This is a genomic window from Pararhodospirillum oryzae, from assembly GCF_007992075.1.
Taxonomy (GTDB): domain Bacteria; phylum Pseudomonadota; class Alphaproteobacteria; order Rhodospirillales; family Rhodospirillaceae; genus Pararhodospirillum; species Pararhodospirillum oryzae.
Window position 1 is genome coordinate 84,621 of the sequence record NZ_BJZO01000001.1, and the last position, 14,063, is coordinate 98,683.

Below are 14,063 nucleotides of genomic sequence, written 5' to 3' on the forward strand. Positions count from 1 at the left end.
ACATCGCCCGATCTGCGCCGCAAGCGGACACTATAATGCCTTTTCGATCCACGCGCAAAAAAACGCATCCCTTCCCTGCCCCCGGAAGCGCAGGAAAACGCCACTCCTGGAAACAGAGCTCTTTTTTCAGGCACCTGGACCGTGACCGCCCGACCCCGCGACATCCCATCGCAAAAGGACGCCCATGGGTCTGGAAACCCATGGAGTGTGCACCCTATATCGCATCCTATCAAGCCACTCTGTCCCGGCTCCGGCGCTCCCCGAAGCGGGTCTTCAATGTCCCTGAAATACGTCGGAAGGGTCTTGCCTTCCTCCCTTTGCCCGGACAAAAAAAGGCCGCGCCGAAGCGCGGCCCGAGTCTAGGGAGGAAACGTCCAAGAAAGCCAACATGGCCGCAAGGACCTGCGTACTTGCCATGCTGCGATGCACAATGTCGCGCATCGGCGTGGCTCTGTAAAGACCTTTTTTGCATAAGCCAAGGTTGATTCACTCAAAAGATGTAAATAGTCCGTCGTCGACGATTTATAGGGTTTATGTTTTGCTGTACCCTTGATGAGAAGGGGTGAGTCTGGTTGATTTCGACAGACATAAGGGTGGTGTTCGATGGCGCTGATTACCTGGTCCGATAAGATGAGCGTGGGAAACGCCACTATTGATGGAGACCATCGCACCCTGCTCGACCGGCTCAATGCCTTGCATGACGTGGTTCGGGGCAACACGCCCCGCGAGTCGATGCCCACGTTGTTCCGTGACTTGATCGAGTACACCGAATACCACTTCGCAACCGAGGAACGCCTGATGCGCCTGTCCCGTTTCCCGGACATGGAGCGCCACAAGGCCATGCATGATGGCCTGGCCCGCCGGCTGCGCGAATTCGAGGCCCGTTTCCAGGAAGCGCCCGACACCTTCAATCTGCTTGAAATGTTCGATTTCGTTTCAGACTGGTTGATGCGCCATATCCTGCGCGAGGACATGAAGGTGGGGACCCATCTCAAGGCCATGCCCAAGAACGGCGGGCCCTGAGGCTTCCAGGCTAAGGGGACGCGGGCACTCAGGCGGCGCGGGCACTCAGGCGGCGGTGGCGTTCATGCTGGCGTCCAGGTCGCGCCACGAGCCGGCCCACTGGGGAAGCGGCGGCGGCGGAGCCTCCTGGCCCAGGGCCCGGGCCACCTCGGCCGGCGCCACCAGCCCCTTGGCGCCGACAAACCCGGCCCGCACCACCGCCTGGCAGGCAAGGCCGGCGTCGGTCAAAACCCGGTGCTCAATGTAAATCCACTTCTCGTCCCACGACAGCAGGCGGCTTTCCAGGCGAAAACGCTGGAAGGGCCGCAAGGGGCGCTTGAAGCGGACCACCGCCCCCCCGATCACCGGCTGCCAACGCTGGCGCCAGACCAGGCGCCACAGGCCCGTGCGCACGATCAGATCGACCCGCCCCAGATCCATCAAGGCAAGATAGCGGGCGTTATTCATGTGAATGTTTACATCAAGATCGGTTGGCATCACCTTGAAAAACAAGGATGATAGCCCGTACAAATCGAGGGATTTTCCGGCAAGGCCGGCAAGAAAAACCCGAATCAGGCGCAGCCAGAGAGACATCGCGTTTTCCTAGAATGAGACCCGAAAAGTGGGAACCGCCGCGAACGCCGGCCCTTCGTTGGAGGAAGGGCCGGCCGCGTGGGGAGGCGGTGGTTAAAAGGCCGCTTCGTCCAGGGCGCCAATGGACGCGCCCCCGGCCATGATCACCGAGAACAAGGCCCCCGTTTCAGGGAGCATCTTGTCCATGTAGAAGCGCGCGGTGGCCAGCTTGGCGGCATGGAAGCCGTCGGCATCGTCGCCCTGGTGCTCAAGCGCCGTTTCGGCCATGCGCGCCCACAAGAAGCCCAGCGCGGTCAGGCCGAACAGGCGCAGGTAATCGCTCGCCACCGCCGCCGCCTCCTCGGGATCGCGCAGACCCGCGCGCGCCACCTGGGCGGTCGCTTGTTGCAGGCGCACGAAGGCCTTGGCCAGGGGGGTGACGAAGGGCGCCAGGCGCTCCTCCTCGCCGTGGGCCTCGATATAGGCGCCCACGGGGTGGAAGAAGCGGCGCAGATACCGCCCCGCGTGGGCGCCCAGCTTGCGCCCGACCAGATCCAGGGCCTGGATGCCGTTGGTGCCTTCGTAGATCTGGGCAATGCGGGCATCGCGCACGTATTGCTCCATCCCGTGCTCGCGAATGTACCCGTGCCCCCCGAACACCTGCACGCCGAGGTTGGTGGAGGTAAAGCCCATGTCGGTCATCAGCGCCTTGACCACCGGGGTCATCAGGGCGACGAAATCCGCCGATTCCTCGCGCGCCACCGGGTCGGGGTGATGGGTGCTCAGGTCAAGGTGGCGCGCCGTCCACAGCGCCAGGGCGCGGCAGCCTTCCACCGTGGCGCGTTGGATCAGCAGCATGCGGCGCACGTCGGGATGCACGATGATGGCATCCGCCGCCTTGTCGGGGTTCTTGGTTCCGGCGAGCGATCGCCCCTGCCCGCGCTCGCGGGCGTAGGCCACGGCCCCCTGGTAGGCGGCCTCGGCCAGCCCCAGCCCCTGCACGCCCACCGACAGACGCTCGGCGTTCATCATCGAGAACATGGCGCGCAGGCCCTTGTGGGGCTCGCCCACCAGCCAGCCGGTGGCGTCGTCGAAGTTCATCACGCAGGTGGGCGAGGCCTTGATGCCCATCTTGTGCTCGATCGCCCCGCACGACACCCCGTTGCGCGGTCCCGGCCGGCCCTGGGCATCGGGCAGGAATTTGGGCACCAGGAACAGGCTGATGCCCTTCACCCCCTTGGGGGCGTCGGGCAGGCGGGCCAAAACCAGATGGACGATATTCTCGGCCAGGTCGTGCTCGCCGGCCGAAATGAAAATCTTGGTGCCGGTCAGCCGGTAGGAGCCATCCTCCTGGGGCACGGCGCGGGTGCGCACCAATCCCAGGTCGGTCCCGCACTGGGGTTCGGTCAGGCACATGGTCCCGGTCCAGGTGCCATCGACCAGGGCCGGCAGATAGGCGGCCTTGAGGTCCTCGGTGCCGAATTCATGCAAGGCGACATAGGCGCCGTAGCTGAGCCCCGGCACCATGCCGAACGACAGGTTGGCCGAGCAGATCATTTCCTCGACCAAGGTGGCGACCATGTGGGGCACGCCCTGGCCGCCATAGGCGGGATCGCAGCTGAGCGCCGTCCAGCCGCCTTCGCGGAAGGTGGCGTAGGCCTCGGGGAAACCGGAGGGCGTGCGCACCACCCCGTTTTCAAACACGCACCCCGCTTCGTCGCCCGGGCGGTTGAGGGGGTGAAGGACCCCCTCGCACAGCTTGGCCGCCTCTTCCAGAACCGGGTCGATCAGATCGGGGGTGAATTCCTCGTACCCGGGCAAGGAAGACAGCTCTTCCCCGCCCATCAGGGTGTACAACACGTAGCGCATGTCGCGCAAAGGAGCCCTGTAGCTGGCCATGGGTGTGTTTCCTGTCCTTGATAAAGGGACCTAGTTGCGCAGGGGCTTGCGCGTCATCAGCATGCTTTCCAGCCGGGCCAGCGTGCCCGGCGTGCGCACCAAACGCATGAAGTGGGAGCGCTCCAGGGCCAGCACCGCGTCGCGGTCCAGGGGCGTCAACACGTCGGTATCGCCCCCCGAGAGCACCGCCGCCAGGGCACCCGCCACCACCTCGTCGTAGGGGGTCGCCTTGCCCAGGCGCCGGAAGCTGGTCACGGCCAGCCCCATGGCGGTGCGCGCCGTCGGCCCGGGCAGGGTGTAGCTGGGCGCCTCGGGCGGGGTGTAGCCCTCGACCAGGGCCAGGGCGCGGGCCTTGGCGTCGGCCAGCAGGCGATCGCGGTTCATGGTGATGCCATCGGTGGGGCGCAGGAACAAAAGGTCCTTGGCCTCGGCCGCCGACTTGGCCACCGTGGCGGTGCTCACGATCTCGAACACCCGGGCAATCGCGGGCATCGGCCCCTTGGGCAGCCGGCCCAAGGTGGCCCAGCGTTCCAGCATGGTGGCGCACCCGCCCCAGGCCGGGATCAATCCCACCCCCACTTCCACCAGCCCGATGTAGCTTTCGGCGTGAGCCTGGACCGCGTCGCAGTGCAGCAGGATTTCGCAGCCACCCCCAAGCGCCATGCCCGAGGGCGCGCCAACCACCGGGAACGGGGCTTCGCGCAACGCCTGGTAGGTTTCCTGCCCCTGGGCGACCAGGGCCTCGATCTCGCTCCAGGCCGCGATGTTGGCGGCGAACAGGGCAAGCCCCAGGTTGGCGCCCACCGAAAAATTCGTTCCTTCGTTGTAGATGACCAGCGCCTTGTAGTCGCGCTTCACCCGGCGCAGCGCCTTGCCCAACAGGTCCATGATGTCGGCGTCAAGGCTGTTCATCTTGCTGGTAAACTCGAAGCAGGCCACCCCGTCGCCGATATCCCAAAGGGCGGCGGACCCATTTTTCATAATGGGTTGCGAGGTCAGCTTGATGTCTTGCAGCAACAAGACGCCGGGCGCGCGAACCACGTCGCGATACTGGCCGTCAAGGTCCAGGCGCTGGCGCCGGCCGTCCTCCACCCGGTAGAACGAGCGCCCGGCGGCCACGCGCAGGGCCTCGGGCACCGGCCAGCCCTCGGCTTCCAGGCGCCCCCGGAGCCAGTCGGCGCCCAGGCGGTCGATCAGCTCGAAGGGGCCATACTTCCAGTTGTACCCCAGGCGCATGGCCTCGTCGATGGCGTCCACCGTGTCGGCGGCATCGCCCAGCAGGGCGGCGGCATAGGCCAGGGTGCGCCCCATCACCCGCCAGGCATAGGTGCCGTGGGGGCCCGGATGCTCCAAAAGGGCATTCAACGACCGGCCGGCGCTGGCAAGGGCCGGGACGTCGGCCTTGCGGGCCGGACGGAAGGTTTGGGTGGTGAAGTCAAAGGCTTCCTTGCGTTTGCCCTCCGCCTTGTTCAGGCGATAGAAGCCCCCCTTCCCCTTGCGCCCGGTGTAGCCGTCGGCGATCAGGCGTTCGATCGCGGGCATGGGCCGGTTGAGGGCATGGAACGGGTCCTGGGGATCAAGGGCGGCGGCCAGGCTCTTGGTGACGTGGGGCATCAGGTCCAGGCCCACCAGGTCCAGAAGCCCGAACACCCCGGTCTTGGGAATGCCCATGGGCTTGCCGATCACCGCGTCCACGTCCTCGATCGCGAGGCCCTGGTCCACGGCCTCGACCACCGCCGCTTGCAACCAGTACACCCCCAGGCGGTTTGCGATGAACCCCGGCCGGTCCTTGGCCGCGACCACGCTCTTGCCCAGCGCGTGGTCGGCCACCCGGGTGACCGCCGCCACCGCCTCGGGACGGGTGTCGGGTCCGGCCACCACCTCGAGGAGGCGCATGTAGCGGGGCGGATTGAAGAAGTGGGTGATCAGGAAATCCCGGGCGAACGAGGCCGGCAGCCCCTCGACCAGGGTGGCGAGCGGCAGGGTCGAGGTGTTGGACGACACCACGCTGCCCGGCTTGCGCACCGCTTCCAGGCGGGCATACAGGGCCTGCTTGATGTCCAGGCGCTCGATCACCGCTTCGACGATCCAATCAACCTGCGACAACGTCTCGAAGTGGTCTTCGATGTTGCCCGGCGTCACCAGCCGCGCGGCCGCCTTGCTCATGAAGGGCGCGGGATCGGTTTTCATCATCCGGGCCAGGGCATCCTCGGCCAACTGGCTGCGCCGCTCGGGGGCGGCGCCTTCGGGCACGATGTCCAGCAGCATCACGGGAATGCCGGCGTTGGCCACCTGGGCGGCGATCCCCGCCCCCATGACCCCGGCCCCGAGAACGGCAACGGAGCGGATCTCGGTCATTACATGGCCTCCAGCAACGTGGCGATGCCCTGACCGCCGCCAATGCACTGGGTCGCCAGGGCGTAACGACCCTTTTCGCGCTTAAGCAGGCTGGCCGCCTTGCCAACCAGGCGCGCGCCGGTGGCCCCCAGGGGATGGCCGAGCGCGATCGCGCCTCCATCCAGGTTGACCCGCTCGCTCGACAGGCCCAGCTCGCGCATGCAGGCCAGGGCCTGGCTGGCGAAGGCTTCGTTCAGTTCCACCACGTCGAGCTGGTCGGCGGTGAGTCCGGCACGGGCCAGCACCTTGCGGGTCGCGCCCACCGGGCCGATGCCCATCACCTCGGGGTCGCAGCCGCACACGGCAATCGCCTTGATCGCCGCCAGCATCGGCAGGTCGTGCCGGCGCGCGTAGTCCTCCGAGCACACCAGAACGGCCGCCGCGCCATCGGTCAGCGGCGACGAGGTGCCGGCGGTGACCACCCCATCGGCCTGGAAGGCGGGCGCCAGGGCCGCGAGCCCTTCTTGCGTGGTTTCGGGGCGCAGGCAGCCGTCCTTGCTCACGGGGCCTTTCTTGCTGGCGATCGCCACGATTTCGTCGTCGAAATGCCCGGCGGCCTGGGCGCTGGCGGTGCGCTGGTGGGAGCGCACGGCGAACGCCTCCTGGTCGGCGCGCGACACCGACCAGCGCTCGGCCACGTTCTCGGCCGTTTCGCCCATGCCCATGTAGGCTCCGGGCAGACGCTGGGCCAGGTCGGGATGGGGCAGCGGGTTGAAGCCCATCATCGGCACCCGGCTCATGCTTTCAACACCCGCGCACACGAAGGCCTCGCCCGCCCCCATGGCGATGGCGCCGGCCGCGCCATGGATCGCGCTCATCGACGAGCCGCAGAACCGGTTGACCGTGATCGCCGCCACCGACTGCGGCAAACCGGCCAGCAGCCCGACCAGACGGGCGACGTTGAGGCCCTGTTCGCCCTCGGGGAAGGCGCAGCCCAGCCAAAGATCCTCGATCTCGCTCGCGGGGCGGCCCGAGCGCGCCACCAGGGCCGCGATCACCTGGGCGGCCAGATCGTCGGGGCGAACCGAGGCCAGGTCGCCTTTTTTCGCGGGCGTGAACGGCGAACGCACGTACCCGGCGATAACCACCTTCGTCATCGACACGTCTCCACTGCTTGAGCCCGGAAGGGCATCGGGGGATTACGAAAAACGGACGGCCACCGGCCTTTGGGCGCACGGTCCGGCCCGGCCCGGAACAGATCCCGGGACCCCGTTTTTGTTTTGTGATTCAAGGAAAGAGGGCGAAAGCCGCGCGCACGGCCCCAAGGGCGCGTTGTTCGAGGACGGCTTGCGCAAAGAGGGCGGGTCCTTGCCCGGTTTTTCCGGGGCAAGGGAGGGGTGTTTCTTCCCTGGGGCTCTGCCCCAGTCCCCGCTGGGGCCGGGGGGCCCCAGACCCCGTTTTTTAACGCAAGGGGCTTTAGGCGTCGCTGTCCGCCAGGATCCCCTTGGCTTCCAGCGCGTCCAGGCTGGCCCGTTCGATGTCGCGCAGCTCGTCGAGGGTCGTTTGCACCGTCTGCAATTGTTCTTCCAGCTGCCCGATCCGGTCTTGCACCTTGGCCAGCAGCACGCGCAACTGCCCCACCTGCGTGGCGTCGGAGTCGTACAGATCCAGGTATTCCTTGATGTCCTTGAGCGAAAAGCCCAACCGTTTGCCGCGCAGGATCAAGATCATGCGCGCCCGGTCGCGCGGGCCATAAATCCGCGTGCCTCCCACCCGTTGCGGGGAAAGCAACCCCTGGTCCTCGTAAAAGCGGATGGTGCGCGCCGTAACCCCCAACTCCTGGGCCAGCTCGGTGATCGAAACCAGTTTGTCCATGCGCCCGTGTCTTTCGAGTTTCCGTCGTGCCTTGACCTTCAGGGAAGAAAACTTCCCTGCACGTCACCTTGATACCATGGAAAAACGAAGGCGGCCTAGTCGTCATGGACGATCTCCGTCGATCGAAAGCATGAGATCCGGAAGGATGGGGGGGGAAAGGACGCCCGCCTTACAGGGGCTCCCCGGCGGCGCGGGCCTTTTCCTCGGCCACCAGATCCTTCTTCGACAGCTTGCCGACCATGGTCTTGGGCAGGCTGTCGCGGATCTCGATGGTTTTGGGCATTTCGATGCGCGAAAGCTGATCGTTCAGGAATTCGCGCAGGCTGGTGGGCGTGGCCTCCTTGCCGTCGCGCAGCCGCACGAAAGCCTTGGGGGCCTGGCCGCGATAGGGATCCGGAATACCGATTACCACCACCTCGGCCACCGACGGGTGCCGGTACAGGGCTTCCTCGATGATGCGCGGATAGACGTTGTAGCCCCCGCACAAGATCACGTCCTTGATGCGATCAACAAGATAGAAAAACCCGTCTTGGTCGTAATACCCGATGTCGCCGGTACGCAACCAGCCGTCCTCGGTCAGGACATCGCGGGTTTCGGCCGGACGCTGCCAGTAGCCTTGCATGACCTGGGGCCCGCGCGTGCACAGCTCGCCCTTTTCGTTGGGGCCCAGGCGACGGCCGAGCGCGTCGGGGTCGCGGATCTCGACCTCGGTTTCGGGCAGGGGCAACCCGATGGAAGCGGTGCGGGCCTCGCCATCCAGGGGATTGCAGGTGACCACCGGCGAGGCCTCCGAGAGGCCGTAGCCCTCGACCAGGGAACAGCCGCTTTGCGCCTCGAACTGCTTGCGCACCTCGACCGGCAGGGGGGCGCCTCCGGAAATGCACACCTTCAGCGACGACAGATCCCAGGTACCCGAGCCCATGGCGCCGTTGATGGCGGTGTACAAGGTGGGCACGCCGGGGAACAAGGTGGGCCGCCGGCGCGCGATCAGCTTCATGACCTGCTCAAGGTCGAAGCGCGGCACCAGGATCAACTCGGCCCCCACCCGCACCCCCAGGTTCAAGGCCACGGTCATGGCGAACACATGGAAGAGGGGCAGCACGACCAGCATGCGCTCGTGTCCGGCGTCCACCGAGGGGATCCAGCGAAACAGTTGCTCGGTGTTGGCGCTCAGGTTGGCGTGGGTCAAGGTGGCGCCCTTGGGCACGCCGGTGGTGCCCCCGGTGTATTGCAGCACCGCCACGTCGTTAAGGGGATCCACCGCCACCGGGCGCGGCTGGCCCTCGTTGGCGATCAGGCGGTCAAACACCACATGGCGCAGGTCCGACGGGATGTCGGCCAGCTCCGAGCGCTTGAAAACCGAGAACAGCAACCCCTTGACCGACGGCAAAATTCCGCTCATCGGGCACACAACGATCCGTTCCAGGCACGTCTCGTCGAGCAAGGCGGCGACCTTGGGGTAGATCTGGCGCAGGTCCAGGGTCACCATGATGGTGGTGCCGGAATCCTCGATCTGGTGGCGCAACTCCCGCTCGACATACAGCGGGTTGTAGTTCACGACGATGCCGCCGATCTTCAAGATCGCGTAGTAAAAGGCCACGTAATAAGGCGTGTTGGGCAGGCACAGCCCCACGCGCACGCCCTTGCGCACCCCCAGGTGCTGCAAGCCCTGCGCGATGCGGGCAATCAAGGTTGCGGTTTCGCGGTAGGTGTAGTGCCGACCCAGGAAATCGATGGCCGGCTGCTCGGGAAAGGCGCGCGCGGCCTCGTCGAACAGGGCATCCACGGTGCGAAACGGCGCCAGTGGCGAAACGGAAGAGGCGGCTGGAAAGGCGATCATCTCACGGGCACCTCGTCAAGGGGCGGGGCTTTCCCCGAAGGGGCGAGAAGAAGCAAGAAACCGGTCGGGTGAAAGGGGAGAAAACACCCTCCCCTCCCCCTTCCTTATTTCGTGTACGAATCCAGATTTATGATCGGATGACCCGTATTGATCAGAACTTCCACACAAAACTGGCGCTGAAGATGTCAACGTGGCTTTCGTATTTGCCCGACAGGGTGCCCGCGGTGCTGCTGCTTTCGTTGATCTTGGCGGTGTCGGCGAAAATGTGGGTGTAGCCCACGTTCACGTTGTTATCGTTGCCCATGTCGTAGGTATAGCCGGCCGAGATCCAATACCGATCCGAGTCCGGAATGCGCGCCGTGCGGTACTTGTCGTACACCGGAGTCTGGTCGTAGGCGACACCAAAGTGCACCTTGTGCGCTTCCGCCACCCGGTAGGTGGTGCCCAGCGAGAAAAACCAGGTGTCATGCCAGCTTTCATCGGTCACGCTGTCGGGGCGGCCGTCCTCGTACTTCACGCGCAGTTCGTCGAACGTCGACCAGTTGGTCCAGGCGATATCCGACATCACCGCCCAGTCGGGCGTGACCTCGTGATAAATGCCCATCGACACCGTGTCGGGGGTGGTCAGGTCGGCCTTGGCATCCACGGTGCGCAAGGTGGGGACCGCCGCGGCCAGCGCCGCCGGCACCCGGTACTTGGCCTTGCCTTCCAGGGTATAGCTCATCTGCGAGCGCCAGTTGACGCCCACGCGGGTGGCCGGGGTGAACTCGTACAACAGGCCGATATCAAAGCCCGGGGCCACGTCGTGGCCCTTGACCGTGGCCCGCCCGTCGGCCATGCCCAGCGCCGAAAGATTGAGAGCCTGCGACAAGGTGGCCTCGGTGTAGGCCAGCTGAACCGCGCCACCCACCGACAGGTGCTCGTTCACCCGGTAGGCCAGCGACGGGCTCAGGTTGATGTTGGTCACATCGCTTTGCAGGGCATGATAGCGCCCCACCCAATCCTTGTCGTACTCCGAGCGCAGACCGAACGGCGCGGTCAGGGCCAGGCCCATCTTGAAGTCGGGGTGCGCGTCCCACATCAGATAGGAGGCGCCCACGGCCGCATCCTGGATGGCATCGCCCCCCATGCCGCCCGAGGTCGCCACCCCACCCCGGATGTTCTGGCCGCTGAAGTGGGCCACCGGGGCAATCCAGGTCGCCGAGCCGGCTGTCTGGTTGCCTGAAAGCCGGGTCATGCCGGCGGGATTGTAGAAAATCGTGGAAAGATTATAGGCCTTGGCCGTGGAACCGGCGAAGGCGTTGCCCAGGCCTTCCGAGCTTTGCTCGCGCAGCTGGAAGCCCGACGCCTCGGCCTCGCCGGCCCAGGCCAGCAACCCGGCCGCCAGCAGCCCCGCCGTCTTCCCCCAGGGCACACCGCCCCCCTGCCGGCCCGAGGCCGCGCGCATTGGGTCCGTGGTCATCGTCCGTCCTCCCTTGGTGCCCTTCTTGTCGAGGGTCACCGTTTGTTGTGGATGATCCTACCCTCTGATTACGCGAACGTCAACGACATGACGTTTACGTTCGCTGAAATATGCGGACACGCGTCCGGCCGCGTCCTTCGATGGAGGCCAGGAACCCGGACGAACCGAACCAGTCCGGGCGCCTGGAAAGGCTCAGGCGAGCGCCCCCACCAGCTTCAGCGCCACCCCGCGCGAGCCCGCGACCTTGATCTTGCCCAGGGTGTACCCCAGCACCGGATCAAGACGCCCTTCCATCACCCGTTCCAACGTATCGGCCGACAAACGCACGGTGCAGGCCACGCCGTCGAGGTCGTCTTCGTCGGCCTCGTCTTCCTCGCGCATCTGCGCGTTGGCGCGGGCATCCACCCGCCAGCACCCCGCCGCCCCCAGATCCAGACGCACCACCGCGCCCAGACGATCCAGGCGCGGCAAGGCCTCGCGCAGGCGCTTTTCCGTTTCGCTCATCACCGTTGTTCCCTGTTCAGGCCCGGGGTTGACCCCGGTTTCGTTAACGCGGACGTTAATTGGTATCCGCATGCGTAAAACGTACCCGATTTCCCGGCCCCGGCCAACCCCTCATGGTACGCGGGCCACGCTTGTTCGCCCGATGGTGGGGCTGGCACCCCCCGCCCTGCCCCGTGGCACGGTGGGCCGTCCCTTGGGCGTGCAAAAGTCTCGACAAGGGAAAAAGAGCGGAAAATACTCCAAAAAGTGCGGGGCTCTGCCCCGCTCCCCGCCGGGGCCACGGGCCCCGGACCCCTTGCCTTTCAGCGGGACGAAAGCGGTTGCGATGACCCTGACCTGGCTGCATGTGTCGGATTTTCACTTCAAGGGCGGCGATTCGTATGATCGCGATGTCGTTTTAAACGCCCTGGTCGACTCGGTTGCCTGGCATATCAAGGAAAAGGGACTTCAGCCCGACCTGATCTTCGCCACCGGCGACATCGCCAGCACCGGCACCCGCCCCGAGTATGAGGCGGTGAATGGGTTTCTGGATGCCCTGCTGAAGGCGGCCGGGATCGGCAAGGAGCGGCTGTTCGTCGTGCCCGGCAACCACGATGTCAACCGCTCCCTCGGCCTCGGACTGGCGCGGACCCTGGCCTCGGAAACCGACTCCGTCGGCTATTTCAAGCCCGGTCATCCCAAGCCGCACCTGACCAGCAAGCAAGGGGCGTTCCTTGAGTGGTACAACCGTTATTTCCAGGGCGTGCGCGCGCACCCGACCGACTCCACCTGTGGCCCGGTTGAAAGCCTGCGCGTGGGCGATCACGGAATTGTCGTGCTGCCTCTCAACAGCGCCTTGTTCTGCAAGGGGGACGACGACCACGGCAAACTGTGGATCGGCCGGCGCTGCCTGGACGATGCCACGCAAACCCTGATCCAGAAAACCGAGGCCCTGAAGGCGCAAGGGGTCGCGCGGGTGCTGCGGATTGCCCTGCTTCATCACCCGCTGGAGTGGCTGCACGACGAGGAAGCCAACGCCATTGAGGCCGCGTTGCTCGACAGCATCGATGTGCTTCTGCACGGCCACCTGCACAAGAACAAGGCCTTCCAGGGTGGGGATGGCACCAGCACCTTCCTGCGCCTGGGGGCCGGGGCTTCCTATCAAACCCGACAGTGGCCCAATACCGCCCTGTACGGCCGCCTGGAAGGCAACGGCGTGGAGGTTTTTCCCCTCCGCTACACCGACGACTCGCGCCCGACATGGCGCCACGACCCCGGCCTGTTCCCCCACTCCGCCAGCGGCACCAGGATTTTTACCCTCTGGGAGGAGGAACGCCCCACCCCGCCGGATCCCCCTTCGTCCCCGCCGCCGAATCCGGCCCCGTCCACGGAACGGCGCGGCAGTACCATCCCGTCGCGCGGGACCCTGCCCTTCGTGGGGCGTGAGGCCCTTCTGAAAACCCTGAGTGAACGCTTGAACGCTCCGCACACCCAAACCGTGGTTATCCTGCACGGCCCGCCGGGGGTGGGCAAAAGCGAACTGGCCCGGGAATACGGGCGTCGGCATGGAGACCGCTACCCCGGGGGCACCTTTTTCCTGGATGCAGCCACGCCCGACGCTCTCGCCCTTGATCTTGTCCGTCAGGCCCGCGACGGGGCCAGCCTGAGCGCCCCCGCCGACCTGCCGATCAAAGACCAAGCCCATTTCATTCTGCCCCGGTTGACCGACCGGCCGGTGTTGTTGATTTACGACAATGCACCAGACGAAGACAGCGTGCGCCCCTGGCTGCCCGGGTCCCGGAATCCGGCACACATCTTGATCACCTCGACATTCGAGCGTTGGAATTTTCTGGGTGAGGCAATCGACGTTCCCCCCCTGACCGAGGCCGATGCCGTCTCCCTGGTGCGGGAAATCGCGGGCGAGGAAGTCGCCAACCAGTTTGGCACCCCCCTTGCCAGACAGGCCGAAGGGCTACCGGTTCAGATCGTGCCCGTGGCGGCCAGCCTGAAGGCCGACCAGCAGCGCGGCCGCCTGGGCCGGGCCGAGCGGGACGGAATATGCGATCCCGCACGCCTCAGTTTTCAAGGCGTGTATGACAAGCTGGATCCCGACGCGCGCCTGCTGCTACACGTCGCCTCCCAGTTTTTCGACCCCCAACACCTGCCGGAAAACGACCTTCGCCAAGGCTTGGTCACCGCGTGCCAGTGGTCCGACGCAACATTCAGGGACGCCCTGGGTGCCACCTTTGACCGGCACCTGATACAGCCCGGTGAGCGTGCCTTGCGCATGCACCAGTTGTTCGCCGCCTTCCTACGCGATTCCGTCGCCGCTGCTCCCTTCCAGGAACCTCTTTCCGCCCTCGCCCCCGCCTTCGCCCGCCAACTGCTCGCGATCGGCAAAGGCATTGCCAACAACCCCAACCAGCCCGACCGAGTGGCCCTCCTGATGGCCTACCGTCCAACCTGCGATCGCTGGGCCACGCCCGAGCACGACCTTTCGGCACGGAAGGGGAAAATCATCGGCAACGCCCTGATTGAAAGTGGCCGCTTCGTCGAAGCCCAACCCTGGTTCGAACGTGCGGTCAAGGAAGG

General features: G+C 65.8%; 10 protein-coding genes. 2 read left to right on the top strand and 8 right to left on the bottom strand.

Annotated elements, in window-relative coordinates; genetic code table 11:
• Nucleotides 1–603: 603 nt before the first annotated feature.
• Nucleotides 604–1,023, top strand: coding sequence for a bacteriohemerythrin (locus ROR02_RS00355; protein WP_147162010.1), 420 nt, complete (start codon nt 604–606; stop codon nt 1,021–1,023).
• 45 nt (nt 1,024–1,068) lie between these two features.
• Here ROR02_RS00355 and ROR02_RS00360 read toward each other — a convergent pair whose 3' ends face one another.
• The 8 genes from ROR02_RS00360 to ROR02_RS00395 form a co-directional block, all read right to left on the bottom strand.
• Nucleotides 1,069–1,596 (bottom strand): thioesterase family protein, encoded by a 528-nt coding sequence (locus ROR02_RS00360; RefSeq protein ID WP_147162011.1) that lies wholly within the window; start codon nt 1,594–1,596, stop codon nt 1,069–1,071.
• Nucleotides 1,597–1,689: 93 nt separating this feature from the next.
• On the bottom strand, nt 1,690–3,474 hold the full coding sequence (locus ROR02_RS00365; protein WP_147162012.1) for an acyl-CoA dehydrogenase C-terminal domain-containing protein: 1,785 nt from the start codon (nt 3,472–3,474) through the stop codon (nt 1,690–1,692).
• Nucleotides 3,475–3,504: 30 nt separating this feature from the next.
• Entirely contained in the window at nt 3,505–5,832 is a 2,328-nt protein-coding gene (locus ROR02_RS00370) for a 3-hydroxyacyl-CoA dehydrogenase/enoyl-CoA hydratase family protein (protein ID WP_147162013.1), read from the bottom strand.
• Nucleotides 5,832–6,968: a thiolase family protein gene (locus ROR02_RS00375; protein WP_147162014.1), complete on the bottom strand. Its 1,137-nt coding sequence runs from the start codon at nt 6,966–6,968 to the stop codon at nt 5,832–5,834. The genes ROR02_RS00370 and ROR02_RS00375 overlap by 1 nt, the downstream gene beginning before the upstream one ends.
• A gap of 319 nt (nt 6,969–7,287) precedes the next feature.
• The gene (locus ROR02_RS00380; protein WP_147162015.1) at nt 7,288–7,686 is read right to left on the bottom strand and encodes a MerR family transcriptional regulator; all 399 of its coding nucleotides are present in this window, start codon (nt 7,684–7,686) and stop codon (nt 7,288–7,290) included.
• Between the two features lie 169 nt (nt 7,687–7,855).
• Nucleotides 7,856–9,526 carry a long-chain-fatty-acid--CoA ligase gene (locus ROR02_RS00385; RefSeq protein ID WP_147162016.1) on the bottom strand — a complete coding sequence of 557 codons (1,671 nt, stop codon included), beginning with the start codon at nt 9,524–9,526 and terminating at the stop codon, nt 7,856–7,858.
• Between the two features lie 151 nt (nt 9,527–9,677).
• Nucleotides 9,678–10,988 (bottom strand): OmpP1/FadL family transporter, encoded by a 1,311-nt coding sequence (locus ROR02_RS00390; RefSeq protein ID WP_246135322.1) that lies wholly within the window; start codon nt 10,986–10,988, stop codon nt 9,678–9,680.
• A gap of 192 nt (nt 10,989–11,180) precedes the next feature.
• Entirely contained in the window at nt 11,181–11,492 is a 312-nt protein-coding gene (locus tag ROR02_RS00395; RefSeq protein ID WP_147162017.1) for an SCP2 sterol-binding domain-containing protein, read from the bottom strand.
• Between the two features lie 325 nt (nt 11,493–11,817).
• Here ROR02_RS00395 and ROR02_RS00400 point away from each other — a divergent pair.
• On the top strand, nt 11,818–14,063 hold a 2,246-nt coding region (locus ROR02_RS00400), incomplete at its 3' end, for a metallophosphoesterase (protein ID WP_170244892.1).